The 23168-nt window shown below is 70.5% G+C and carries 25 protein-coding genes; 14 read left to right on the forward strand and 11 right to left on the reverse strand.

Annotated elements, in window-relative coordinates:
* Nucleotides 1–31 precede the first annotated feature (31 nt).
* The gene (locus tag AC5P09_RS40005) at nucleotides 32–637 is read left to right on the forward strand and encodes a rhomboid family intramembrane serine protease (RefSeq protein ID WP_493878612.1); all 606 of its coding nucleotides are present in this window, start codon (nucleotides 32–34) and stop codon (nucleotides 635–637) included.
* 7 nt (nucleotides 638–644) lie between these two features.
* On the opposite strand, the gene mqnP is transcribed toward AC5P09_RS40005, so the two are convergent.
* Nucleotides 645–1547 (reverse strand): menaquinone biosynthesis prenyltransferase MqnP, encoded by a 903-nt coding sequence (gene mqnP / locus AC5P09_RS40010; protein ID WP_493878613.1) that lies wholly within the window; start codon nucleotides 1545–1547, stop codon nucleotides 645–647.
* A complete protein-coding gene (locus tag AC5P09_RS40015; RefSeq protein ID WP_493878614.1) occupies nucleotides 1544–2995 on the reverse strand; it encodes a menaquinone biosynthesis decarboxylase in 1452 nt (483 codons plus the stop codon). Before AC5P09_RS40015 ends, mqnP begins: the two co-directional genes overlap by 4 nt.
* Nucleotides 2996–3084: 89 nt before the next feature.
* Here AC5P09_RS40015 and AC5P09_RS40020 point away from each other — a divergent pair, with 89 nt between their 5' ends.
* The 3 genes from AC5P09_RS40020 to AC5P09_RS40030 all read left to right on the forward strand — a co-directional run bounded on the left by AC5P09_RS40020 (nucleotide 3085) and on the right by AC5P09_RS40030 (nucleotide 5554).
* Complete coding sequence (locus tag AC5P09_RS40020) at nucleotides 3085–3462, forward strand: PLD nuclease N-terminal domain-containing protein (protein ID WP_493878615.1); 378 nt, start codon at nucleotides 3085–3087, stop codon at nucleotides 3460–3462.
* A 96-nt stretch (nucleotides 3463–3558) separates the two neighbouring features.
* Nucleotides 3559–4947: a purine-cytosine permease family protein gene (locus AC5P09_RS40025; protein ID WP_493878616.1), complete on the forward strand. Its 1389-nt coding sequence runs from the start codon at nucleotides 3559–3561 to the stop codon at nucleotides 4945–4947.
* 133 nt (nucleotides 4948–5080) lie between these two features.
* On the forward strand, nucleotides 5081–5554 hold the full coding sequence (locus tag AC5P09_RS40030; RefSeq protein WP_493878617.1) for a carboxymuconolactone decarboxylase family protein: 474 nt from the start codon (nucleotides 5081–5083) through the stop codon (nucleotides 5552–5554).
* Nucleotides 5555–5578: 24 nt separating this feature from the next.
* Here the strand turns inward: AC5P09_RS40030 and AC5P09_RS40035 are convergent, their stop codons facing one another.
* Nucleotides 5579–6220: a hypothetical protein gene (locus AC5P09_RS40035; protein ID WP_493878618.1), complete on the reverse strand. Its 642-nt coding sequence runs from the start codon at nucleotides 6218–6220 to the stop codon at nucleotides 5579–5581.
* A 361-nt stretch (nucleotides 6221–6581) separates the two neighbouring features.
* Between AC5P09_RS40035 and chvE the strand changes: the two genes are divergently transcribed.
* A complete protein-coding gene (chvE, locus tag AC5P09_RS40040) occupies nucleotides 6582–7679 on the forward strand; it encodes a multiple monosaccharide ABC transporter substrate-binding protein (protein WP_493878619.1) in 1098 nt (365 codons plus the stop codon).
* A 20-nt stretch (nucleotides 7680–7699) separates the two neighbouring features.
* On the opposite strand, the gene AC5P09_RS40045 is transcribed toward chvE, so the two are convergent.
* Nucleotides 7700–7813 carry a DUF397 domain-containing protein gene (locus tag AC5P09_RS40045; RefSeq protein WP_493878636.1) on the reverse strand — a complete coding sequence of 38 codons (114 nt, stop codon included), beginning with the start codon at nucleotides 7811–7813 and terminating at the stop codon, nucleotides 7700–7702.
* The gene (locus AC5P09_RS40050; RefSeq protein WP_493878620.1) at nucleotides 7761–8720 is read right to left on the reverse strand and encodes a helix-turn-helix domain-containing protein; all 960 of its coding nucleotides are present in this window, start codon (nucleotides 8718–8720) and stop codon (nucleotides 7761–7763) included. Before AC5P09_RS40050 ends, AC5P09_RS40045 begins: the two co-directional genes overlap by 53 nt.
* 120 nt (nucleotides 8721–8840) lie before the next feature.
* Between AC5P09_RS40050 and AC5P09_RS40055 the strand changes: the two genes are divergently transcribed.
* The 3 genes from AC5P09_RS40055 to AC5P09_RS40065 all read left to right on the forward strand — a co-directional run bounded on the left by AC5P09_RS40055 (nucleotide 8841) and on the right by AC5P09_RS40065 (nucleotide 10209).
* Nucleotides 8841–9476, forward strand: a complete 636-nt coding sequence (locus tag AC5P09_RS40055; RefSeq protein WP_493878621.1) for a DUF7848 domain-containing protein — start codon at nucleotides 8841–8843, stop codon at nucleotides 9474–9476.
* A gap of 107 nt (nucleotides 9477–9583) precedes the next feature.
* Nucleotides 9584–9802, forward strand: coding sequence for a type II toxin-antitoxin system VapB family antitoxin (locus tag AC5P09_RS40060; protein ID WP_493878622.1), 219 nt, complete (start codon nucleotides 9584–9586; stop codon nucleotides 9800–9802).
* Entirely contained in the window at nucleotides 9799–10209 is a 411-nt protein-coding gene (locus AC5P09_RS40065; protein ID WP_493878623.1) for a PIN domain nuclease, read from the forward strand. Before AC5P09_RS40060 ends, AC5P09_RS40065 begins: the two co-directional genes overlap by 4 nt.
* A gap of 6 nt (nucleotides 10210–10215) precedes the next feature.
* Here AC5P09_RS40065 and AC5P09_RS40070 read toward each other — a convergent pair whose 3' ends face one another.
* The gene (locus tag AC5P09_RS40070) at nucleotides 10216–10356 is read right to left on the reverse strand and encodes a hypothetical protein (RefSeq protein WP_493878624.1); all 141 of its coding nucleotides are present in this window, start codon (nucleotides 10354–10356) and stop codon (nucleotides 10216–10218) included.
* A 76-nt stretch (nucleotides 10357–10432) separates the two neighbouring features.
* Nucleotides 10433–11626 carry a DUF6777 domain-containing protein gene (locus AC5P09_RS40075; protein ID WP_493878625.1) on the reverse strand — a complete coding sequence of 398 codons (1194 nt, stop codon included), beginning with the start codon at nucleotides 11624–11626 and terminating at the stop codon, nucleotides 10433–10435.
* A 161-nt stretch (nucleotides 11627–11787) separates the two neighbouring features.
* On the opposite strand from AC5P09_RS40075, the gene AC5P09_RS40080 reads away from it, so the two are divergent.
* Complete coding sequence (locus AC5P09_RS40080) at nucleotides 11788–12168, forward strand: response regulator (protein WP_493878626.1); 381 nt, start codon at nucleotides 11788–11790, stop codon at nucleotides 12166–12168.
* An 8-nt stretch (nucleotides 12169–12176) separates the two neighbouring features.
* Here AC5P09_RS40080 and AC5P09_RS40085 read toward each other — a convergent pair whose 3' ends face one another.
* The 3 genes from AC5P09_RS40085 to AC5P09_RS40095 form a co-directional block, all read right to left on the reverse strand.
* The gene (locus AC5P09_RS40085; protein ID WP_493878627.1) at nucleotides 12177–12872 is read right to left on the reverse strand and encodes a response regulator transcription factor; all 696 of its coding nucleotides are present in this window, start codon (nucleotides 12870–12872) and stop codon (nucleotides 12177–12179) included.
* On the reverse strand, nucleotides 12869–14608 hold the full coding sequence (locus AC5P09_RS40090) for a sensor histidine kinase (protein WP_493878628.1): 1740 nt from the start codon (nucleotides 14606–14608) through the stop codon (nucleotides 12869–12871). The genes AC5P09_RS40085 and AC5P09_RS40090 overlap by 4 nt, the downstream gene beginning before the upstream one ends.
* 81 nt (nucleotides 14609–14689) lie before the next feature.
* A complete protein-coding gene (locus tag AC5P09_RS40095) occupies nucleotides 14690–15457 on the reverse strand; it encodes a CDP-alcohol phosphatidyltransferase family protein (RefSeq protein WP_493878629.1) in 768 nt (255 codons plus the stop codon).
* A gap of 110 nt (nucleotides 15458–15567) precedes the next feature.
* Between AC5P09_RS40095 and AC5P09_RS40100 the strand changes: the two genes are divergently transcribed.
* Complete coding sequence (locus tag AC5P09_RS40100) at nucleotides 15568–16491, forward strand: transglutaminase-like domain-containing protein (RefSeq protein ID WP_493878630.1); 924 nt, start codon at nucleotides 15568–15570, stop codon at nucleotides 16489–16491.
* A gap of 8 nt (nucleotides 16492–16499) precedes the next feature.
* Here AC5P09_RS40100 and AC5P09_RS40105 read toward each other — a convergent pair whose 3' ends face one another.
* The gene (locus AC5P09_RS40105; RefSeq protein WP_493878631.1) at nucleotides 16500–17759 is read right to left on the reverse strand and encodes a PucR family transcriptional regulator; all 1260 of its coding nucleotides are present in this window, start codon (nucleotides 17757–17759) and stop codon (nucleotides 16500–16502) included.
* Nucleotides 17760–17858: 99 nt separating this feature from the next.
* Here AC5P09_RS40105 and AC5P09_RS40110 point away from each other — a divergent pair, with 99 nt between their 5' ends.
* From AC5P09_RS40110 to AC5P09_RS40125, 4 genes are all read left to right on the forward strand, one after another.
* Entirely contained in the window at nucleotides 17859–18317 is a 459-nt protein-coding gene (locus tag AC5P09_RS40110; RefSeq protein WP_493878632.1) for a nucleoside deaminase, read from the forward strand.
* The gene (locus AC5P09_RS40115) at nucleotides 18310–19314 is read left to right on the forward strand and encodes an isopenicillin N synthase family dioxygenase (RefSeq protein ID WP_493878633.1); all 1005 of its coding nucleotides are present in this window, start codon (nucleotides 18310–18312) and stop codon (nucleotides 19312–19314) included. Before AC5P09_RS40110 ends, AC5P09_RS40115 begins: the two co-directional genes overlap by 8 nt.
* A 111-nt stretch (nucleotides 19315–19425) precedes the next feature.
* Nucleotides 19426–21528, forward strand: a complete 2103-nt coding sequence (locus AC5P09_RS40120) for a hypothetical protein (RefSeq protein WP_493878634.1) — start codon at nucleotides 19426–19428, stop codon at nucleotides 21526–21528.
* Nucleotides 21528–23099 (forward strand): hypothetical protein, encoded by a 1572-nt coding sequence (locus tag AC5P09_RS40125; protein ID WP_493878635.1) that lies wholly within the window; start codon nucleotides 21528–21530, stop codon nucleotides 23097–23099. Before AC5P09_RS40120 ends, AC5P09_RS40125 begins: the two co-directional genes overlap by 1 nt.
* Nucleotides 23100–23168: the final 69 nt, after the last annotated feature.

Raw genomic sequence — 23168 nt, forward strand, 5'->3', positions numbered from 1 at the left:
CTGGAGGGACAAGCGAACTGTGGGGGTTGCCATGTCCGGTACCGGACTCGAGTGGTCGCGCGGCCACCGTGCGAAGGCCGCGGCCCAGCTGATGGCGGGCTGGGTCGCGCTGCTGTGGCTCCTCGAAGTGGTGGACGTGGCCACCGGCCATACTCTGGACGACTTCGGGATCATCCCGCGCGTCCCCGCCGAACTGGTCGACATCGTCCCCGCCGCCTTCCTGCACTTCGGTTTCGCCCATGTGGCCGCGAACAGCGTGCCGCTGCTGGTCCTCGGTTTCCTGGCGGCGCTGGGCGGTCTGCGCCGGTTCGCCGCGGTGTGTGCGTTGATCATCGTCGCGGACGGCCTGGGGGTGTGGCTGATATCCCCGGCGAACAGCAACACGGCCGGCGCCTCCGGGCTGATCTTCGGCCTCTTCGGCTTCCTGCTGGTCAGCGGCTTCGTCGAGCGCCGGCCGCTGGGCGTTCTGGTCGGCCTGCTGGTCGGCGCGGTCTGGGGCGGCTCGATCCTCGCGGGCATCGCCCCCACCCAGACCGGGGTCAGCTGGCAGGGCCATCTGGTCGGCCTCGTGTCGGGCGTGGCGGCGGCGTTCGTGTTCCGCCGCCGGGCCGGGACCGCCCCCTCGCTCACACCGTGAGCCGCGCTTACACCGTGAGCCCGCGCACCAGCAGGTCCAGCAAGGCACACACGAACAGGGCAATCCCGATGAACCCGTTGACGCTGAAGAACGCCCTGCTCACGCGGGACAGGTCATGGGGCCGCACGATCGAGTGCTCGTAGACGAACGCGCCCGCGACGATCATCAGGCCGAACCAGAAGAAGGTGCCGGCGTCGGTGGCGACCGCGTACCAGACGAACAGCGCGGTCGTGAGCGCATGGCATACCCGCGCGCCCCAGACCGCCGCCGGGATGCCGAAGCGGGCCGGGACCGACATGACGCCGATCTCGCGGTCGGTGTCGACGTCCTGGCAGGCGTAGATCAGGTCGAAGCCGCCGATCCAGATGCCGACGGCGAGCCCGAGGATCACCGCGTCCCAGGACCACTCGCCGCTGATCGCGAGCCAGCCGCCGACCGGGCCCATCGCCTGGGCGAGGCCGAGGATGGCCTGGGGGAAGTTCGTGAACCGCTTGCCGTAGGGGTAGACCACCATCGGGATCACCGCGATGGGGGCCAGCGCCAGGCACAAGGGGTTCAGCAGGGCCGCCGAGCCGAGGAAGATCACCAGCGCGACCAGCGCGCCGGTCCAGGCGTGCTTCACCGACATCGCGCCGGTCACCAGCTCGCGGTGCGCGGTCCTGGGGTTACGGGCGTCGATCTCCCGGTCGATGATCCGGTTGACCGCCATCGCGAAGGTCCGCAGGCCCACCATGCAGACGGTGACCAGGAGGAGGCGGCCCCAGTGGATGTTCCCGTCCCACTGGAACATCGCGGTGAGCGCGGCGATGTACGCGAAGGGCAGGGCGAAGACCGAGTGCTCGATCATCACCAGGCGGAGGAAAGCCTTCGTGCGTCCCGGCTGCGGGAGCGCCGCAGAAGCTGAACTCACAGGCCGTACTCCTTCCACCGGCGGTCGACCTTCGCCGCCGTCTCCGGGTCGGACAGCACCATGTCGGGCCAGCCGCCGTCGCGTGTGTAGCCCTCCTCGGGCCACTTCCTGGTCGCGTCGATGCCCGCCTTGCCGCCCCAGAACTGCTGGTAGGAGGCATGGTCGAGGTGATCGACGGGACCTTCGACGACCGAGAGGTCACGGGCGTAGTCCGTGTTGCCGAGGGCCCGCCACGCGACCTCGTGCAGATCGTGGACGTCGCAGTCGGCGTCGACGACCACGATCAGCTTGGTCAGGGACATCATGTGTGCCCCCCACACCGCATGCATCACCTTCTGCGCGTGCTTCGGGTACTTCTTGTCGATCGACACGATCGCGCAGTTGTGGAAGCCGCCCGCCTCGGGCAGGTGGTAGTCCACGATGTCCGGCACGATGATCTTCAGCAGGGGGAGGAAGAACCGCTCCGTCGCACGGCCCAGGGGTCCGTCCTCCGTCGGAGGGCGGCCTACGACGATCGACTGCAACAGCGGCCGCTTCCGCATCGTCACGCAGTCGATCGTCAGGGCGGGGAAGGGCTCCTGCGGGGTGTAGAACCCGGTGTGGTCGCCGAAGGGGCCCTCCGGGAGCATCTCGCCGGGCTCCAGCCAGCCCTCGATCACGACCTCCGCCTGCGCCGGCACCTGGAGCGGCACCGTCTTGCAGTCGACCATCTCGATCCGCCTGCCCGCGATGAACCCGGCGAAGAGGTACTCGTCGATGTCACCGGGGAGGGGAGCGGTGGAGGCGTACGTCACGGCGGGCGGGCACCCGAAGGCGATCGCGACCGGCAGCCGCTCGCCCCGCCGCGCCGCGACCTGGTAGTGGTTGCGGCTGTCCTTGTGGATCTGCCAGTGCATGCCGATGGTGCGCTTGTCGTGGCGCTGGAGGCGGTACAGGCCCAGGTTCCGGATGCCGCTCTCGGGGTCCCTGGTGTGGGTGAGCCCCAGGTTGAAGAAGGAGCCGCCGTCCTTCGGCCAGGTGAAGAGGGCGGGCAGCTGGTCGAGGTCGACGTCGTCGCCGTGCAGGACGACCTCGTGGACCGGGGCCTCCTTCACCTTCTTCGGCGGTACGTGCGTCATCGCGCCGAGCTTCCCGAAGGCCTCCCGCACACCCACGAAGCCGTGCGGCAGCTCGGGCCGCAGCAGCCCGCCGATCTTCTCGGAGATCTCGCCGTACGACTTCAGCCCCAGGGCCTTCAGCAGTCGCCGGTCGGTCCCGAAGACGTTCATCGCGAGGGGCATCGCGGAGCCCTTCACGTTCTCGAAGAGCAGCGCCGGGCCCTGGGACTTCTGCACCCGGTCGACGATCTCCCCGACCTCCAGGTACGGGTCCACCTCGGCTTTGATGCGCTTGAGGTCGCCCTCGCGCTCCAGGGCCCTGAGCAGGGAACGAAGATCGTCGTAAGCCATGGGGTCAAGTATCCCCGAGCCGCTACCCTGGCCCGGTACCTGGGGTCCCGTGCTCGTGGCCCCGACGACCGTTCCACTGGAAGGCCCCCATGCTCCGGGTACTGATGTTCCTCGTGCCACTGGCGCTGAGCGTGTACGCGTTCATCGACTGCATCAGCACGAAGGACGAGGACGTCCGCTACATGCCCAAGCCGCTGTGGGCCATCCTCGTCCTGGTGTTCCCGCTCGCCGGCTCGATCTCCTGGCTCATCGCGGGCAAGAAGCGGCACCCGGCCGGCGCGGGCGGCCCCGCGGGTTCCGCCGGCTCTCCGTGGCGCCGGGGCGGCGGGCAGCGGTGGGTGGCGCCCGATGACAATCCCGAGTTCCTCAAGTCCCTCAAGGACGAGGACGCGAAGGACCCGGACAAGCAGGACCGGGACAAGAAGGACCGGGACAAGAAGGACGGCGGCGAGGACCCCACCGCCTGAGTTCACCGCACCTGACAAGGTGTACGCCGGTGAGCCGCCCGAAGCGGACAATGCGCCCCTGGGCGGCGGCGGGCGGGGGCCGGACACTTACCTCGCATGACGACTGCTCCCGCCGACTCCACCGGCACCACGCTCACCCCCGAATACGGTGACAAGGTCATCGCCGTCGAGACGGCGGGCTCGGAACCGATCCCCGACGCCGAACGGCACGGCAGCCCGCTCCAGTTGCTGTGGACGTGGGCGTCCCCGAACATCGAGTTCGCGACGGTGTACATCGGCGTGATCTCGGTCCTGTTCTTCGGGCTGGACTTCTGGCAGGCGACGGCGGCACTGCTGCTGGGCACGGCACTCGGCTCGCTGACCCACGGGATCCTGTCCCTGGACGGCCCGCGCTTCGGCGTCCCGCAGATGGCGGTCGGCCGCTTCTCCTTCGGCTTCCGGGGCAATCTGCTGCCGGCGGGTGTGAACGCGCTTGTCGCGGGCGTCGGTTGGTTCGCCGTGAACAGTGTGAGCGCGGCTTTCGCCCTCAACACGCTGACAGACCTGCGCCCGCTCCCCTCCCTGTTGCTGGTGGTGGTCGCCGAGATCGCGATCGGCTTCATCGGCCACAACTTCGTCCACGTCTTCGAGAAGTACGCCTTCCCGGCGCTGGCGGTGATCTTCCTGCTGGCCGGTGTCTGGACCTTCAAGGAGGCCGACCTGGGCGGGGCGGGCGCGGGCGGCGGCATCGGCGGCTTCCTCCTCGCCTTCAGCGCGGCCTGGGGCTACGCGGCCGGCTGGAACCCGGGGGCCTCGGACTACTCCCGCTACCTCCCGCGTACGGCAAGCCGCTTCAAGACCGCTCTCTACCCGGCCGTCGGCCTCTTCGTGTCGGTCGCGATCGTCTCCGTGATCGGCGCGGCCTCGGCGACGATCGTCGCCCCCGAGGGCGCCTCCCCCACGGCCGCCTTCACCGGCCACCTCCCGGGCTGGCTCAGCGACTTGGTGTTGCTGGCCATCATCCTCGGAGCGGTCTCCGCGAACGCCCTGAACGTGTACTCGTCGGCCATGTCGATCACTTCACTGGGCCTCAAGCTCCCGCCGTGGCTCGGCCGTAGCGCCATCGTCGTCCTGTGCGGTGTCGCCGGTACGGCGGCGGCGTGGGCGTCACTCGCGGACGCGGGGCACGCGTACGAGGCGTTCCTGCTGGTCATCGCATACTGGGTGGGACCGTGGCTCGGGGTCGTGCTGGTCGAGCGGTGGCTGCAGGCGCGGACGCCGGTCGAGCAGCTGGCGGCCCGGCTCGGTGACCGGACGTTCGCCAACTGGCCCGGTATCGCCGCCCTGTTGATCGGTATCGCGGTGTCGGTGCCGGTCTTCTCCAACCAGGAGAAGTACGTGGGATGGGTGCCGGAGCAGTGGCCGTCCTTCGGTGACATCACCTGCCTGGTCGGGTTCGCGGTGAGCGCGGGGCTGTACGCGGTGCTGCGGCGGGCGCCTCGCTGAAGGACCTCGCCGGAGGACAACGCCGAGAGACGCAGGTCACATTCGGGCCGTGTCACATCCTGCCGGGGCCGTTCCGTCCGAGTGGTGTAGCCGTCAATGAACGGCAGCCATCGACAACGGCAAGGAGTGCACCATGGAAGCTCGCATGAACCTCCTCGGCAACCCGGTCGCGACCAGGATCTGGAAGCACATCGTCGCCGCGAGCAAGGCGGTCGAGGACACGACGCTGCCGGCCGCGACGCAGGAGCTGGTGAAGATCCGCGCCAGCCAGATCAACGGCTGCGGTTTCTGCACCGACATGCACACCAAGGACGCCGCGCACGCCGGGGAGACCGCGCAGCGCCTCAACCCGATCGCGGCCTGGCGCGAGGCCAAGGTGTTCACCGAGGCCGAGCGGGCCGCCCTGGAGCTCGCGGAGCAGGGCACTCGCATCGCCGACGCGGCCGGCGGCGTCACGGACGAGGCCTGGGCGAACGCCGCCAAGCACTACGACGAGGACCAGCTCGCCGCGCTGGTGTCGCTCATCGCGGTCATCAACGCCTTCAACCGCGGGAACGTCATCGTCCAGCAGCCCGCCGGCGACTACCAGGTCGGCATGTTCGGATGACTCCGCGCAGCTGACTGATTGCGCCTAGCCGGCCTCGGGGAGCTCCAGCGGCAGCGTGTCGGCCTGTTCCACGTGCTCGACCCTGATGTACCGCTCGCCGAAGGTCTCCTCGAGGATCGGCTCGGCCCTTTCCGGGTCATCGACGCCGACGAAGACGAACCCGCTTTCGTCCACGCCGACTTCGCGCAGCTGGAAGGTGCCGTCCCAGCGGCTCATGTCCTCGGTGATGCGGTCGGAGAGGGCGCTGAGGTCTTCGCGGTTCACGTCGGTGCTGTGCAGCCGTACGGTCACGCCCTTCTCGGCGGCGGCGCAGGCGGCGGTGTCGAAGGCGGCGGACGGGATGCGCCAGACGTCCGCCGCGTTGTCGTCGTCGTCGACGGACAGACCGGTGTAGACGGCGGCGTGACGGCCTGCGGTCAGCCGGCCGAGGTGGTCCACGGTCCGGTCCAGCGGGGTGTAGTGGACGGCGTCACCGGCCGTGGGGGCGGGGCGGGTGCCGACGCAACTCTCGTCCGTGGCGGCGGCTTTGATCTCGGCGGGTGCCACGCGGTACCCCCCGTCGGTGTGGCCGGTCTCCAACTCGTCGATGTACAGCCCGGCGCCCACGGCCACGCCGGCGGTCGCGAGGCCCGCCGCGATCCAGGTTCGGTGCCTGATACCCCTCATGTCCCCCTCCGTCCCTTGCCGTGCCTTCCTGCCCCTTGCTGTCGGAACTGTGACGCCGGGAGGGAGGCAAAGGTTCGGGCTCCTCGCACACCGGTTGACGGGGGCGAACTTTCTGTAACCGTTCCAGTTCACCCCGTTGACACCACCCGCACTCCCCCTTAACGTCACGCCCACATTCTGAACGTGGGACGAGATGTCGAACACCGAGGTCCGCCGGTCGTTCAACTCGCCTTCAAAGCTGTACGCCGGCCCCCCGACGACCTCGGTGGCTGCGTGCGGATCCACCAGTTCTGCCCGTCCAGGGCATCGACCTCCGCTACGCCGTCATCCCCCCATCCAAGAAGAACAAGGAACGATCACCATGGTCACCCGAAGAGCCGCCCTTGCCCTCCTCGGCGGAGTGGCCTCCATGGCCCTCACCTTGTCCGCCTGCGGCCAGAGCAGCGAGGCCGGCTCCGAGGACAGCTCCGAGAGCGGTACCGTCGGCATCGCCATGCCGACCCGGGCCTCCGAGCGCTGGCTCACCGACGGCAAGAGCGTCGTCGAGAACCTGAAGGGCATGGGGTACAAGACCACGCTGGTGTACGGCGACGACGACCCGAAGGTCCAGTCCTCACAGGTCGAGACCCTGGTCAAGCAGGGCGTCGACGCACTGATCATCGCGGCCATCGACGCGAAGTCGCTGAACGGCGTGCTCCAACAGGCCGCCGACGCGGACATTCCGGTGATCTCCTACGACCGGCTCATCCTCGGCACCAAGAACGTCGACTACTACGTCTCCTTCGACAACGAGATGGTCGGCCGGCAAGAGGCCCGCCACATCATCGAGAAGCTCGGCCTGGAGGACGGCAAGGGCGGCCCGTTCAACATCGAGCTGTTCGCCGGTTCCCCCGACGACAACAACACCAAATACTTCTTCGACGGTTCGATGGCGCTCCTGGAGCCGTTCCTGGAAAGCAAGCAGTTGGTCGTCCAGTCCGGCGAGACCGAGCTCGACAAGATCACCACCCTGCGCTGGGACGGACCCACCGCGCAGAAGCGCATGAGCGACCTCCTCACCAAGTGGTACAGCGACCAGACGGTCGACGCGGTCCTGTCGCCGTACGACGGCATCTCCCGGGGCGTCCTGTCCGCGCTGGAGTCGGACGGCTACGGCACCGACGGCAAGCCCCTCCCGGTCGTCACCGGCCAGGACGCCGAGCTGGACTCAGTGAAGTCGATCATCGCGGGTAAACAGTCGCAAACCGTCTTCAAGGACATCCGCGAGCTCGCCAGGGCCGCCACGGAGCTGGTCGACGACATACTCACCGGCCGGATACCGAACGTGGACAACAGAAGGGATTACAACAACGGCGTCAAGGACGTGCCCGTCCACTTGCTGCAGCCGGAGAGCGTCGACAAGACCAACTACGAGATGCTGATCACTAACCGCTACTACACAGCCGAACAGCTCAAGTAGCGACGAGCTGTTGCTCCTGGTCAGCGGAGAGCGGACGTGAACGCCGACCAGGCGGCGGGGGCGAGGAGCAGGACGGGGCCGTCAGGGTTCTTGCTGTCGCGTACGGGGACGACGGTGGGGAAACCGGGGGCGATTTCCACGCAGTTGCCGCCGTCGTTGCCGCTGTGGCTGCTCTTGATCCAGGTCGCCGCGCCGAGTTCGTGACTGTCCATCGTGCTCGTACCCCTCCATCACGTCGCTGATCAGAGCGGCGGATTCGCGGGCTGACGGGATGTCCGCCCTGAGCACATCATAGGTCTGGCCGTGGCGCGCGAAGGCGGCCGGATCGTCGTTGAAATACCCACGGCCCAGCGACTCCGAGTAGATCCACTCGTGCCCATCGGGCAGCCTGATCAACGACATCGAGGTCGTGGGGCGAATGAGCCCGTAGAGTCCCGCCGGGGCCACCTGGATACGGATGTTGGGGCGCTGTCCGGCGTTCAGCAGATGGGCGCACTGGTCACGCATGATCTCCGGGCTGCCCACCGCGTTGCGCAGACAACTCTCGTCCAGCACGGCGACGTACAACGGGCCGTCGTCGGCGAGGAAGCGCGGCTGACGGCTCAGCCGAGCCCGGACGCGCTCCTCGACCTCATCACCGCTCGCGATCTGGGAGAACAGCGCGTGCGCGTAACCCTGGGTCTGCAACAGGCCAGGGATGACCTGTTCTTGATACTCCCGCAGGGCCACCGCCTTCGCATCCATCTCGGCCCTGCGCTCGAACCAGTCCGGATGCTGCACCTCCGGATACCAGTCGATCCGCCCCCACAACCGCAGCAACACCCCACCCGTACCCAGCAGTTCGTCGCACTTCTTCGCGAACGTGTCCTGTGGCACCCGCGTACCGGCCTCGATCCGGGCCACCTGGGACCGGTCACAGGGGATCTCCCTGGCCAGCGCGTCCTGTGTGAGCAGCGCGGCCTCGCGGAAGTGCTTGAGCACCTCCCCGAACACGGCGGCTGTACTGGCCCCTGATCCCGCCTCACCATTGCGTCGGCTCACGGCATCCCCCTCCGTCCTACGTGACAGTGACCCTGTGGCACGCGCCAGGCATTGATACCGACCGTTCCCCTGGGCGACGCTCGATACACCCAGAGTTACGAAAGGTGCCGGGAGTTGCACATGCCTGAGCGGTTGGAACCGGGAACGCTCGTCTACGACCCGCAGTTGCGCAAGGTGGGCGAGTACCAGGACAGAGTCGGCCCGTACGCGATGCTGCGCCCGGTCGGCGGCGGCCGGGAGTGGCAGGCGGACCCGGCGCGGATCCGGGCGGCGACCCGGGAGGAACGGCTGAGCGCGGGCGTACGGGCGGCCAACGACCGTTCCAGAGAAGGGTTCGCGGCGCCGCCTCTGCTGGAGGCCGATGCCGGTCGGCCGCCCGTCCCGGTCCCCGGGTGCGCGACCTGCGAGGAGCTGGCGACCCGGCGGGAGGAGGCCCGGGCCGTGTTCGACGGCAGCGCGGAGACCGGCGCGAACGTACTGCTGCGGCAACACCAAGGCCGGGAACACGGCGGAGCCCCGGCCGCCGGACGCCGGATCTTCCGGTACGTGCCCTACACGATCGTGCAGGACGCCTCGGCACAGCCGGAGTACGAGGCGCACTGCGTCTCGGGCGACGAGGCGGACTGCGGCGCGAGTTCAGGACCTCGCCAGGCCCCCGGCGAGGTCGAGGAGTGGCAGCGCCGGCACACCCAGGAGACCCGTCACCTGCGCTACCGCCGCAGCTTCGCGGACTACGCGGTATTCGAACGACCGTGAGCCGGGACCTGCACCGAGAGCATGACAGCGAGACCCTCCGGCCGCGCGATACAGCGTTTGATATACTGGCATGAACGTGTATATCAAGCGTCAGCTCGGGAGGCCACATGTCCAGGACCCTGGTCGACGTCGACGACGACATGCTGGCCTTCGCCCAGCAGCAGCTCGGAACCAAGACGAAGCGGGACACCATCAACCGCGCCCTGACGATAGCGGCCGCGGTCAGCGCGGACGACCGGGCACGGGCGCTGCGCTGGTTGCAGGAGAACGCGGACGACTACCTCGACTTCGAGGCCCTCGAGGAACTGGAGCGATCAGGGCAGTGACCTACCTGGCCGACACCTCGGCGGTATGGCGACTCCTGCGGGGGCAGATCGAAGCTCCCTGGCCCGAACAGATCGCGCGCGGCCTGGTGGCCATCTCCCCTCCTGTCGAGGCCGAGTTGATGCGCGGGGTGCGCGCGGACCGCGACCACAAGCCCTTCTTCACCATGCTCGGGCAGACCTTCGGCTGGGTACCGGCGCTCGACGACGCCTGGCCGAGGATCGTCGCCGTACAGCGTGAACTGCTGAAGATCGGCCACCACCTAGGCCCGTCACCGATCGACATCCTCATCGCCCTCACCGCCGAACACCACCGTCTGACCGTCCTCCACATCGACGACGACTTCGCGGCCATCGCCAAGGTACGCCCGGGCATCCCGATGATCCGCCTGCAACCGAATGTCCAGTGATCGCGCTCAGCGCAGCCGCGACGACGACAGGATCGACAGCAGGTGGGCCGGGACCATCACCCACATGATGACGGCGAGGGTACCCAGGGTCCAGAGGGTGGGCTCGATGCCGCCGGTCGCGGCGTCGGCGACCAGGAGCTCCAGCACGGACTGAGCGGTGCTGGAGCGGCAGAGCTGAGGCGCCGGTGCCAGCCCGCATGGCACCGGCGCCCCGCTCCCGGCGTCAGCCCTCGTCGGCCGTACCGCCGAAGAGTCCGCCCGAGTCGGACGCACCGACGTCCGCGCCGTCCTCGTCGGATCCCCCGCTCTCGGCGGTGCCGCCGGTCTCCCCGCTGCTGTCGCCGTCCTCGATGTCTCCCGTGGGTTCCGGGGTGACGGTGACGGTGCCGTCACTCGTGACGGTCAGCGTCACCAGGGAGTCGGCCGACGCCTCGGTCCACGCCTCCGGGCTCTGTGCGACGACCGTGCCGGGCGCGGCCGTGTCGGTCACCTCTTCGGTCGTGGTGACCTGGAAGCCCTGGGCCTCCAGGGCGGGTTGCGCGTCGGCGAGAGGTTGGCCCCGTACGTCGGGGACCGTGACCGTCTCCGCCGTAGACGTGGACGTGGACGTGGACGTGGACGTAGGCGAGTCGGTGGGCGCGACGGACGGGTCGTCCGGGTTCGGCGCCTCCGGCAGGACCTCGTCCTCCGTACCGTCGGAACCCGCCTCGCGGGCCAGCCCGGCCTCCGGATCCTCGACGTCGACGAGCTGGAAGACCTCGACCTTCTCGTCCTCCGGTGCCGCCTTGACCTTGGCCACCTTCTTCGAGTCGTACGCCGGCCACTTCTTGTTGCGGTCGTCGAACTTCACGTCGGCGGCGTCGATGTCGTCCTCGAACGAGGCCAGCGGGTTGCCGCAGCTGCACTGGACCGCCGGCCGCCCCAACTGGTCGACCAGGACGGCGATTCCCGCCTCCAGCAGCGCGTCGAAGGCCTTCGCCTTGCCCTTCTTGAAGTCGTGGTTCTTGACCAGGGTGTCGGCGCGCAGCAGGACCGGCGTCAGTTTCTTCACGAAGCCCTTGATCTCGCCGACGTCGTCCAGGCCCGCGGCCTTGGCCCACTCCTTGGCCTTGCCCCGGTTCTCCGGCTTCTCGAGGAACTCGACGAGCTTCGCCTTGTCGCAGTGGCCGGCGTCCCGGGTACCCCCGTAAAGACCCGGGTCGCCGCCCCCTATCTCCCCCGCTATGTAGTCCATCGCGGCCCCGATGGCGATGTCGGTGCCGAGTCTCACGAAGAACGGCGCCGCGCTCATCACTCCGCGCGCGACGGCCCGTACGGCGACCTTCTCGCCGGGGCACTTCGCCGCCAGCATGCCGAGGACGGCCAGGACCAACGCGAGCGCAACAGCCGTGCGCCCTCTCCCCCGTGTGCGTTTCATGGTCTCCCTGTGGCTCCTTCCGGGTCGCCGGTCGGCGTACGGTCACGTCAGTGTGGGCGCCCGTCCGGGGCGGGCACATCGTGGTCCGCACGGGATCCGCGGGGCTGGGATCCGTGCCCACACGGATGACGGAATCCGCCGTCGGCGGTGACCATGGGCCCATGCCGCGCACCGTGCTGATCGTCGACGACGACCCCGGATTCAGAGCCGTGGCACGGGCGTTGCTGGAGGCGGACGGCGACTTCGCGGCGGCGGAGGCGGGGTCGGGTGCCGAGGCGCTCGCCCTCGTTGTGCGAGCGCGGCCGGACGCCGTGCTGCTGGACATCGGGCTGTCGGACGGGGACGGCTTCGAGGACGGCTTCGCCGTCTGCCGGGCCCTGCACGGGGTGGCTCCGGAGACGGCGGTGGTGCTGTGTTCGGCGCGGGAGGCCGAGTTGTACGGGGAACGGATCGCCCGGTCCCCGGCGGTGGGGTTCCTCGGGAAGGAACGGCTATCGGCGGCGGCGCTGACGCGGCTGGTCACGCCCGGCGGCGGACCCTGAGCGCGGGATCAGTCGTCGGAGGAGAGGTACATCAGCACCGCGCGCACCCGGCGGTCGTACATCTCCTTGGCCTCGGGCCTCAGGCCCAGCTTGTCGAAGATGGTGTTGACGTGGTCCTCCACCGTCCTCTTGCTGATCGACAGTCGCGCCGCGAGGGCCGAGTTGGACAGCCCGCGCGCCATGAGTTCGAGCACCTTCAGCTGCTGGTCGGTCAGGGCGGCCAGCAGGTCGCGGCGGCGCGGGGTGCGGTAGAGGGCGCGCTGGATCTCCCCGTCGATGGCGTACCGGCCGGCCCCGACCTCGTCCACGACCTCGGTGACGAAGTCCGCTCCGGTGACTCGCGACTTGAGCTGGTAGCCGATGCCCCCGGCGGCGGCCGCGGGCCCGGCCTCCAGGAGTTGCCGCAGATGGGTCAGCTCCATGTCCTTGGACAGCAGCAGGATGCCCACCGACGGATGGGCGCAGCGGATCTCCACGGCCGCCCGTAACCCTTCCAGGGTGTGCGTGGGCGGCATTCTGATGTCGACCACGGCGAGGTCGGGCAGAGTGTCGGCGACCGCGGCCCGCAGCCCGCGCGCGTCCCCGGCCCGCGCGGTGATCTCGTGGCCCTCGTCCTCCAGAATGATCGCGAGTCCTCGCAGGTAGACCGGGTCGTCGTCGGCCAGCACGATGTGCAGCCCCCGGGAACCCAACTTGGCCGTCATACCGGCTCGCCCTTCTCTCTCGTGGCACGGGTGGGCAGGGTTACGGCGACAACCGTGCCCTCGCCGGGGCGGGAGCGGACGGTCAGGCTGCCGTCGTACGCGGAGACCCGGTGGCGCAGTCCGAGCAGGCCGGTGCCGCCGTCCCCCGGGTCCGCGCCGCCGACGCCGTCGTCGGTGACGCTCAGGCTCAGCGTTCCGTCGGCGTGCTGGAGGTCGACGCGGACGGTGCGGGCGTCGGCGTGCTTGAGCACATTGCTGATCGCCTCCTTCACGACGTAGTACGCGGTGAGTTCCACCGGCTCGGGCAGCTCGGGCAGTCCGTCGGCGTGCAGGTCGACGGGCAGGGGCAGGTCGGCGGTCAGCGAGCGCAGGGCCGGCACCAGCCCGGCCTCGCTCAGCACCACGGGGTGGATGCCGCGGGCCGCCACGCGCAGTTCGGCGTGCCCCTGCTCCAACGTGGCGAGCGCGTCGTCCAGCATTCCGGCGAGCTCCGGGCCGCTCGCCGTGCGGTCCAACCAGCGGCGGGCGATGCGCAGTTGGAGGCCCAGGTTGATGAACTTCTGCTGGGCCCCGTCGTGCAGGGCCCGCTCGACCTCGCGCCGCTGCTCGTCGCCGGCCTCGATGACCCGGCGGCGGGAGGCACGCAGTTCGGCGACCAGGGCCTGGTTGTCCAGCTCCAGCGCGGCGGCGGAGACGACCGCCTCCAGGACGTACCGGTCCTCCCGCAGCGCCGGGTCGTGGATGAGGACGCCGACCGGCCGCCCGCCGCGCTCCAGGACGCTCGTCCACTGCCCGGGCCCGGCGGTCAGGGGCCTGCCGTCGGTGTCGAGGTAACCGTCCCCGTCGAGTGCGGGGAAGCCCAGCTGGAGCGACTCGTCGTCGACGGTCCTGGCGAGTTCGTCGCGCAGTCGGCGGCGGGAGTCGAGCGGCAGCCGGCGCAGCAGTTCGGCCACGGCGGTCCGGCCCAGCCGGATCCGCCACACCCCGGCGAGGAACGCGAGTGGCAGGCACAGCACCGACAGATGCGCGGCCGCCAGCAGCGCGGGGTGCGACCACTCCCGGTCGGCGCCGAGCGCCGCGTCGAGCCCGGAGGCGAGACCTCCCACCAGGCCGACGGCGAGCAGCGGAGCGAGTTCCCGTCGGTACGGCCGGGATGCCTTCGCCCAGCGCCACAGCAGTACGGCGACCACGGCCGCGCTGACGACGAGCTGCATCGCGTCGGTCAACTGGCCGAGCCACGGCACGTAGTGCACGAGCAGCAGGTTCTCGGTCACCGACGCGTGGAAGAACACGCCGGCCGACTGGAGGACGAAGGCCACCGCACAGCCGACGGCGAGCAGCACCCGGTCGGCGACAGCGGCGACCGCGCCGTCGTCCTCGCGGGTGCGCAGACGGCCGTAGGGGAACACCAGCAGCAGCGGGATCAGGAAGCCTGTGGACGCGGAGCGCAGGAAGAGGCCGATGGTGTGCACCAGCGGGTCGGTGGAGATCTGGAGGTCCTCCGCGAACCAGCCGATGCCGACGAACAGCATCAGCAGCCCGACCGCGTTGCCGGGCCGCCGCAGCCGGGCCAGCAGTCCGGCCCCGAGATACAGGCCGCCGACAGCCCCCGAGAACAGCGTCGAGGTGGAGTCGGCATGGCGGTCGGGCGCGGTGACGACCAGGACGTAGATGCCGAACGCGGTGCCGGCCGCGGTGAGGAGGACTGCGGTGCGCTGCGGGGACGGGCCTGCCATAACCGCCTCCCCCGTGACGGCCGTTCACGTGCGCTTTCGTATCCTCACGGTACGCGATCGGCCGACTGTCGTACGGAGTTTTCAGCGCAGTCGCGACGACGACAAAATCGACAGCACGTGGGCCGGAACCATCACCCACGTGATGACGGCGAGGGCGCCCAGTGCCCAGCGGGTCGGCTCGATGCCGCCGGTGATCTGGTCGGCGACGGCGGCGACGAGCAGCACCAGCGACGCCTCGATGCCGTTCGTCACGCGGTGGATCTTGAAGGCGGCCGCCAGCTTGCGTACCGTCGCCACGCCCTGCGAGCGCGGGCGGGTCGACTCGTCGTCGACGACGCCCAGGCCGCGCCGGGCGCGGGCCACGTCCACGAGGTCGGTCGAGGCCTTCAGCAGCACTACACCCAGGGCGGTGGCGATGCCGATCGAGAGCCATCCGCCGACGCCGGACTCGGCGGCGCGGTAGCCCGCGCCCGCCAGCAGGGCCGCGTCGGCGAGGTAGGCGCCGAGGCGGTCGACGTAGATGCCGGACGCGCTGTTCTGGCCCTTCCAGCGGGCGACTTCGCCGTCCACGCAGTCGAAGAGCAGGAACAACTGCATGAGGACGACCGCCAGTACGGCACCTGTCAGGCCCGGGATCATCAGCGCGGCCCCGGACGCGACCCCGCACACCACCATCGTCCAGGTCAGCTGGTCGGGGGTGACCGGCGTGCGCACGAGGTGCCGGGTGAACCGCAGCGAGACGCGCCGCATGTACAGCCGGCCCGCCCAGTGCTCGCCGTTGCGGCTCGCGAGCTTGGCCTGCGGCTGGCAGACCTCCCGCAGCTCCTCCAGAACCGGAGCAGCAACCATGAACGTTCCTCCAAGGGGGGCCCAACTGCCGCTGACGCGGCGGTGATCGGCACAGGTTACCTGCCCGGACTCCTGGACATTTCGCGGGGAATTTTGACACGGTTCGGGCCATGCCCGAGAACCGCGAGACCCCGGACACTCTTGCCTTCTACGCCGCGCAGAGCGCCTTCTCCGATCCCGGCGCCCTCGCTCCCCACTACATCGGCCTACCGGACGACGCTCCCCAACTCGCCTGCCTCACCCGAGACTTGCTAATACACCGCGTTGAGGGCGACCTGTTCGGCCACACCCACCCGGTCGACCGTCTGCACAACGACGCCGAGACCCGCTACATCGACGACATCCTGCGGATCCTCCTGGAGCGGAACGACGCCTCGCTGCACCGGCGGCGCGAGCCCCAAGACCGCTTCGTCGGGACCTGCCGGGACTTCGCGCTGCTGCACTGCTCGTTCCTGCGCCACTTCGGCGTCCCGGCCCGCATCCGGATCGGCTTCGCCGACTACTGGGGGTCCAACGGTTTCCATGTCGACCACGTCGTCACCGAATACTGGGACGAGGAACGCGGCTGGTCGTTCGCCGACACTCAGCTCGCCGATCCCTTCGTCACCGACCACTGGAAGGTGGACTTCGACCCGATGGACGTCCCGCGCGACCGTTTCGTCGTCGCGGGCGAGGCCTGGCACGCGATCCGTGAAGGCGAGGCCGACGAAAAGACCTTCGGGTTGCACCCGCCGTCGGAGGGGCCGTTCTGGGGCGAGCGGTACGTGGCCGGCAGCATCCGGCTCGACCTCGCCGCGCTCAACAAGGTGGAGACGCTGTTGTGGGACGTATGGGGCGAGGACGAAGGTAAGCCCGGGGAGCCCCTGCCGGAGTCGTCGCGTGACTTCTACGACCGTGTCGCCCCCGTCGCCTGCGGCGAGGTGTCCTTCGAGGCGGCGCAGCAGCTGTTTGCGGAGGACGACATCCTGCGCACCCCACGGACGGTGACGTGCTACGCGCCCTTCAACGGACCGAGCCAGGTCACCTTCCGCTGACGCTTAGGTCAGGCCACCGTCCGCAACCCGCCCGTCACCGCCGGCCTCATCCCCCGCACCACACGATGCGCACAGGCCGCCGTCAGCAGCTCCCCCAGCAGGTCCGGGTCACCGATCTCCAGCCCCAGCAACGACTCGATCCGCTCCAGCCGCTGGTAGAGGGACTGGCGGCCGATGTGCAGCAACGCGGCCGTACGCGTCGGCGAGCAGCCGTGCCGCAAATGCACCTCCAGGGTGCGGACGAGGTCGCTGGGGTGGGCCGCCTCCCAGGCCAGCAGCGGGCCCAGGGCGTGCTGGACCAGCCCGGCGAGCCGCTCCCGGTTGGCGTCGACGCCGCCTCGGGTCAGCTCCCGTTCCAGGGCGAGCGCGCGCGAGGACGTCACCAGCGGGCCGCCCGCCATGCCCGGTTCGGCGGCCGGCACGGTCAGCGCCAGCTCCAGCGTCGTACGGGCCGCCCGCAGCGTGTCGCTCCAGCGCAGCCAGCCTCCGCCGGCGGCGACGGCGTGCCCGACCGCGACGGTCAGGCCGGGCTCGCCGGCCGTACGGAAGGCGTCCTGGACGGCCCGTACGGGGTCGCCGGCACGGGAGCCGGGGAGGGACAGCAGCGCCAGTACATCGCCCGGAAACGCCGCCCGCAGCACGCCCGCCCCGCCCAGCAGACGTACCGCGCGATCGACCGTGCTCACGTCCCGCGTGCCGTGCAGGGACACGCCGAGCAGGCGAGCCCCGGGGCCCGGGTGGAAGCCCGCGAGGGCCGCCCGCGCCTCCACCTCGGGCTGGTTCAGCGCCGCCCGGTCGGCCAGGTCCGCCAGCAGGGCCGCCGTATGGTCGTCGCCCCACGGCCGGACGACCGACCGCCCCGACAGGCCCCGGGCCACGATCGCCCGGTTCGCGGCCTCCGTGATCCGTACGAAGGGCACGACCCGGTGCAGGGCCAGCAGCGGCAGGCCCAGCCGGCGGGCCTCGTCCGTCACCTCGTCCGGCATGGACGGCAGCGAGCGCCCCACCTCCACCGCGAGCCCGGCCGCGTCCCGTGCCGCCAGCTCGCGTACGTACCGCCGCCGGACCTCCTCGTCCGCGTCCGTCAGCCCGAAGCCGTTGGTCAGCAGCAGTTCCCCGCCGTCCAGGAAGTTCGCGCCCTCGTACACCTCGCTGGAGTGCACCCAGCGCACGGGACGGTCCAGCGAGCCCTCGCCCGCCAGGAGCCGGGGTTCGGCGGCCCGCACCGGGTCCAGCTCCAGGATTTCGCGGAGGGTGAGTGCGGGCACGGGAACCTCCAGGGCGCTGACAGTTCGTCCGGCTGCGGGATGCCCGGAGAGTACTTTCCGCACGTTGCCCTCGTGTTTCCGCCACAGCAGAGTGAAGACATGGACCCTTTGGATCAGGCGACAGCACGTACCTGGCTCGCCCCCGCCGTCGACGAGGCCCGCGCCGGGCTCGCCGAGGGCGGCATCCCGATCGGCGCCGCCCTCTACGGCTCCGACGGCACCCTCCTCGGCCGCGGCCACAACCTCCGCGTCCAGGACGACGACCCCTCGATGCACGCGGAGACGGCCGCCTTCCGGAACGCGGGACGGCAGCGGTCGTATCGCGGTACGACGATGGTGACCACCCTCTCCCCGTGCTGGTACTGCTCCGGCCTGGTCCGCCAGTTCGGCATCTCGCGGGTCGTCGTCGGCGAGGCGGCCACCTTCCACGGCGGCCACGACTGGCTCGCGGAGCACGGCGTGGAGATCGTGCTCCTGGACGATCCCGAGTGCGTCGAGATGATGCGCGACTTCATCAAGAACAACCCGGCACTGTGGAACGAGGACATCGGTGAGTGACTCCCGCGACCCCAGAAGCTCAGGCAACCCCCGCGTCCCCACGATCGACCTGAAACCCTGGGTCGAAGGCACCCCCGACACCCGCGCCGAGATCGCCCGCACCGTCGACGAGGCGCTCCAGACCGCCGGATTCCTGCTGGTCACCGGGCACGGGGTCGACCCGGCCCTGCGTTCCCGCATCCGGGAGGCCGCGCGGGCGTTCTTCCGGATGCCGGTCGACGTCAAGCAGCCGTACACGGCGAAGGTCGGCGGGCGCGGCTGGCTCGGGCCGGGTGCGGAGGCCAACGGGTATTCGGAGGGTACTCAGACCCCGCCGGACCTGAAGGAGTCGTTGACGTTCGCCACGCACGAGCACTTCGAGGACCCCGTGGTCGACGCGGAGTGGGCCGCGCCCAATGTCTGGCCTTCGGAGGTGCCCGAGCTCCGGGATCTCTGCGAGGAGTACCTGGCACGGATGGCCGACCTGGAGAAGGAGCTGCTGTCCCTGCTGGGCGAGGCGCTCGGGCTCGACACCGACTTCTTCTCCAAGCACATGGACCATCCGACGTACGGCTTCAACATCAACTGGTACCCGGGGACCGAGGTCGTCGGGGAGCCGCAGCCGGGGCAGTTCCGCATCGGCCCGCACACCGACTTCGGGACGGTGACGATCCTCGACCGGCAGGCCGGCAAGGGCGGACTGCAGGTGTACACAGACCCTGCGGACGGGGGTGTCGGCTGGGAGGACGCGCCCTTCGACCCGGAGGCGTTCACCATCAACATCGGTGACCTCATGGCCCGTTGGACCGGCGACCGCTGGCGTTCGGGACGGCACCGCGTGCTCCCCCCGCCGGCCGACGCGCCCGCCGAGGAGCTGATGTCCCTCGTCTACTTCGGGGAGTGCACGCCGGGCACGCTGGTGGAGTCGCTGCCCGCGCCGGTGGGGCGGGTGGCGTACGAGCCCGTCGACTCGCACACGTACCTGCGGGCGAAGCTGGACTCGATCACCGTGGACTGACCGGTCGAGAGTCGGTCGAGAGTTTCGTAACCCAACGGACATCACACGGTCTGGCCCGCACCAACTCCCTCTCTTTACCCTGAGGTTGGAGTCTCTGGGGGGAGAGATGCGGTGGGCAGACGGTTGCACGGGCGCGGGGCGTTGTTCGACACCGATCCGGCCGGTCTTGCTCCGCGGCTCGTGGGCCTGCGTCCGCACCAGCACCGGGCCACTCCCGTGGAGCATCCCAAGGAGCTGCCCTTCGTGTTGCTGACCGGCGGGCGGGGGCTCGGCAAGAGCGCGGTGCTCGGTGAGCTGCGGGACGCCTACAAGGGGCACACGCCGGTCGCGTCGATCGACTGCGAGGACGTCCAGTTCGCGCGGCCGACCGGCGGGCGGCCCCTGGAGGCCTGGTCGCCGGTGTCGCAGGCGCTGCTGGTGGTCGCCGAGCAGCTGGCCGAGCCGGTGACCGGGGCCGGGCGGATCACGTTCCCGCGGCTGATGTCGGGCCTGGTCGCGGTCGCGGCGGGCGGCTGGGACGACGCGGACTCGGAGCGGATCCGGCGCGAGGTGGAGCGGATCCTGCTGCTGAACGAGGGCGGGTCGTGGGTCGCCGGGTTCGCGGGGCGGATGGCGGGCCGGGTCACCGCCAACGTCGTCTCGGCGGTGAGCGGCACCGGTCCGCTCGTGGCGTCGGCGATCGAGGCGACCCTGGAGTCCTTCTCCGACAGTTTCGTGAACCGGCGCCAGCAGCGGGCCTCCGCCTGGTGGCGCGCCTACCCGAACGCGGGCGCCGACGCCCGCCGCGGCCTGATGCTGCTGTCCGGGCACTTCCGGGCCGGCGGCACCTCGCGGGAGCACGCCGAGCGGTATCTCGTACGGGCGCTGCTCGCCGACCTGACCGACGCGTACGCGGGGATGCTGCCGCGGATGCAGCGGCTGGGGCGGCCCGTCGTCCTCATCGACAACGCGCACCGGGCTCCCGGCCCCGGGCTGGTGGACGCCATACTGCGCGACCGCGCCGAGGGGATCGCCGACCAGGTCGTGTTCGTCGGCGGCCTGCGCGGCACCGACCGCCCGGTCCTGCGCAACGCCGTACGGCGGACGCTGGCGGAGGTCGCGCGGCGCAGCGACTGGGCGCCTGACCCGGCGGCCCCCTCCTCCCGGGCCCTGCTGGTGGCGCTGCCGCCGCTCAACCCGGACGACACCCTGCACCTGGTGGGCGCCGCCTGCGCCGAGGTCCCGGTGCCGCCCCAACTGCCGTACGCCACCCACCGGCTGACCGGCGGCAACCCGCTGGGGATCGTCCGGCTCGCCGACTCCGCCGCGCAGAACCTGCCGGATGCCGCCTCCCTCGGCGAGCTGCTGACGGCGGACGTACGGCTGGACGACAACCGCGACGGGCGGCCCACCTACCTCGAACTCCTCGACCGGCTGGTGCCCGCCGACCGTCTGGACGAGCTGACCGTGCTGGCCGCCGCCCACGACCACGACTCGGCCTGCGCGCTCGCCGAGGCGCTCCTGCCGGACGACTTCGGCCCGGCGGACGTACGGGCGTTGCAGACCCGGCTCGTGGCGGAGGGGCTGGTGGAGGCGCCGGGCCGGTTCGTCGGGGACTCCTTCGTACGGACCCTGCTGTTGCTGCGGCTGCACCACCGGGACGCGGACCACGGGCAGTGGCGGCAGGCGCACGAGACGCTCATCCGCTACTACGCGCACGCGGCCGACGACGATCCGGCCCGCGCCCGCTACCGGCTGCACCACGAACTCGCCCTGGGCCGCCCGGAGTCGGCGGTGGCGTATCTGCGGGACAGCTTCCTCACCCTGGACATCCGCGTCTGGCTGCGGTCGCTGCGGTTCATCGCGTCGGCGCCCTACTTCCACGCGCACGACGCCGAGGGCCACGACTTCGCGGCGCGGGACGACCGGCGGGCGGCGATCGCGCTCGGGCGCACCGACGCCGAACAGGTCGTGCCTCAGGGCGCGGACGCCGTACTGCACCTGCGAATACGTCGGTTGCTCCACGCCGTGTGGCAGCTCACCGACCCGCTCGCGCTGCCCGACCCGAAGGTGTGCGACCGGCTGCGGTTCGAGCTGGAGCAGCTGTCCAACCTGCGCCCGGCGGGCAACGCGCTGCTGTGGCGGGCCTCGCGGGACTGGCCCGAGGACGCGCTCGCCGGGCGGCCGTTGCGCGTCCCGGACGACGACGAGGACGAACCGGACGGGGAGGCGTGATGGCGGGGAGCGGTGCGGGCGGGGGTTCGGGCAGAGGACTGGGCACACGGTTGCGCGAGGGCGTGTGGGAGATCCCCCTGCGCCGCTACCTCGCCCTGCTGGTCGCCGCCGCGGTGGTGACCGGCCTGGTCTTCGGCGTACGGGCGCTCGCGCACGACGACCGGTCCTGCGCCCCCGGGGTCGTACGGCCCGAGGGCAGCGACGAGTGCGTGGGCGTGTCGGCGACGGACTACTACTTCGGCCGGCCTCAACTGCGGGACACGGTAAGGGCGATCGACCGGGAGAACAGGTCCCTCAAGGCGGACAGCTATGTCACCGTCGCCCTCCTCGAACCCTTCACCGCGACCGACAGCGACAACCTCGGGGACGCGCTGCACGAGTTGCAGGGCGCGTATCTCGCGCAGTACCAGGCCAACCACAGGTCGGCCGGGCAGACCCCGGCGATCCGGCTGGTGCTGGCCAACCCGGGGGCGACCGGCGCCCACTGGGAGCACACGGTCGACCAGCTGGAGAAGATGACCAAGGGCCCGGACCGGCTGCGGGCGGTGACCGGGGTCGGGCTGAGCACCGAGAACAACAAGAAGGCGGTCGCCGAGCTGACCCGGCGCGGGATTCCGGTGATCGGCACCTCCATCACCGCCGACGACCTCGCCAACGGGCAGGACGGCACCGACCCCTTCCCGGGGCTGGCCCGGGTCTCCCCCACCAACACCGACGAGGCCCGCGCGCTCGCGTCCTTCGCCGAGGTGACGGCGGGCAACGCGCTGCTGGTCTACGACAAGCCGGGCGACCCGTACACGACGACCCTGCAGAAGTCGTTCGCGGACCTCATCAAGGGCTCGCCGTACGAGCCGCAGCCCTTCACCCCGCCCGACGACCGCAGCCAGGAGGGCACGACCGCCAACACGTTCCGGCAGATCACCCACCTCGTGTGCGACACCGCGCCGGACACCGACACCATCCTGTTCGCCGGACGGCACACCCAGCTGCGGCAGTTCATCAACGCGCTGGGCGGACGTGGCTGCCAGGACCGCAGGTTCACCCTGCTCACCGGCGACGAGGGCTCCTACCTCACCGGCGACAAGGAACTCGACCGCAGCGCCCTCACCCACAACCTCTCCGTGCGCTACACCGCTCTCGCCCACCCGGACGCCTGGACGAAGGACCCGGTGAAGACCGGCGGCTCGGCGAAGGACGCGGAGGTACTCAACGGGCTGCTCGCGAGCAGCAAGCGTGAACCGGTCGGCCCGCTCGGCCCGATCACCCTGTCGGACGGCCAGCTGATCATCGCGTACGACGCCATGCAGCTGGCCGTCAAGGGCATCCGCGAGGCCACCCCCGACGGCGAGGTGGTCCCGCCGCTCGCCGATGTCGGCCTGCAGTGGCCGCAGGTCAAGGGCTCGCTGAAGGTGAGCGGGGCGAGCGGCTGGATCTGCCTGGACGTGCACGGCAACCCGTACAACAAGGCCGTACCGGTGGTGGAGGTCACCCCGCAGGGCACCAACCGCTTCGTGAAGATCGCCTGGCCGGAGGGGAAGCCACCGGCGAAGGAGTGCCTGCCGCCGTCCTAGGGGGTGTTTCGAAAGTCCCGCACAGCACCCACGGCGCCCGGCACGCACTCTCGCCGCACCGGCCGAAAG

Source organism: Streptomyces sp. a15, assembly GCF_059026085.1.

Coding starts and splice junctions, on each gene's coding strand:
- AC5P09_RS40005 (WP_493878612.1), top strand. CDS start 32: ATGTCCGGTACCGGACTCGAGTGGTCGCGCGGCCACCGTGCGAAGGCC.
- AC5P09_RS40015 (WP_493878614.1), bottom strand. CDS start 2,995: ATGGCTTACGACGATCTTCGTTCCCTGCTCAGGGCCCTGGAGCGCGAG.
- AC5P09_RS40020 (WP_493878615.1), top strand. CDS start 3,085: ATGCTCCGGGTACTGATGTTCCTCGTGCCACTGGCGCTGAGCGTGTAC.
- AC5P09_RS40025 (WP_493878616.1), top strand. CDS start 3,559: ATGACGACTGCTCCCGCCGACTCCACCGGCACCACGCTCACCCCCGAA.
- AC5P09_RS40030 (WP_493878617.1), top strand. CDS start 5,081: ATGGAAGCTCGCATGAACCTCCTCGGCAACCCGGTCGCGACCAGGATC.
- AC5P09_RS40035 (WP_493878618.1), bottom strand. CDS start 6,220: ATGAGGGGTATCAGGCACCGAACCTGGATCGCGGCGGGCCTCGCGACC.
- chvE (WP_493878619.1), top strand. CDS start 6,582: ATGGTCACCCGAAGAGCCGCCCTTGCCCTCCTCGGCGGAGTGGCCTCC.
- AC5P09_RS40055 (WP_493878621.1), top strand. CDS start 8,841: ATGCCTGAGCGGTTGGAACCGGGAACGCTCGTCTACGACCCGCAGTTG.
- AC5P09_RS40060 (WP_493878622.1), top strand. CDS start 9,584: ATGTCCAGGACCCTGGTCGACGTCGACGACGACATGCTGGCCTTCGCC.
- AC5P09_RS40075 (WP_493878625.1), bottom strand. CDS start 11,626: ATGAAACGCACACGGGGGAGAGGGCGCACGGCTGTTGCGCTCGCGTTG.
- AC5P09_RS40080 (WP_493878626.1), top strand. CDS start 11,788: ATGCCGCGCACCGTGCTGATCGTCGACGACGACCCCGGATTCAGAGCC.
- AC5P09_RS40085 (WP_493878627.1), bottom strand. CDS start 12,872: ATGACGGCCAAGTTGGGTTCCCGGGGGCTGCACATCGTGCTGGCCGAC.
- AC5P09_RS40090 (WP_493878628.1), bottom strand. CDS start 14,608: ATGGCAGGCCCGTCCCCGCAGCGCACCGCAGTCCTCCTCACCGCGGCC.
- AC5P09_RS40095 (WP_493878629.1), bottom strand. CDS start 15,457: ATGGTTGCTGCTCCGGTTCTGGAGGAGCTGCGGGAGGTCTGCCAGCCG.
- AC5P09_RS40100 (WP_493878630.1), top strand. CDS start 15,568: ATGCCCGAGAACCGCGAGACCCCGGACACTCTTGCCTTCTACGCCGCG.
- AC5P09_RS40110 (WP_493878632.1), top strand. CDS start 17,859: ATGGACCCTTTGGATCAGGCGACAGCACGTACCTGGCTCGCCCCCGCC.
- AC5P09_RS40125 (WP_493878635.1), top strand. CDS start 21,528: ATGGCGGGGAGCGGTGCGGGCGGGGGTTCGGGCAGAGGACTGGGCACA.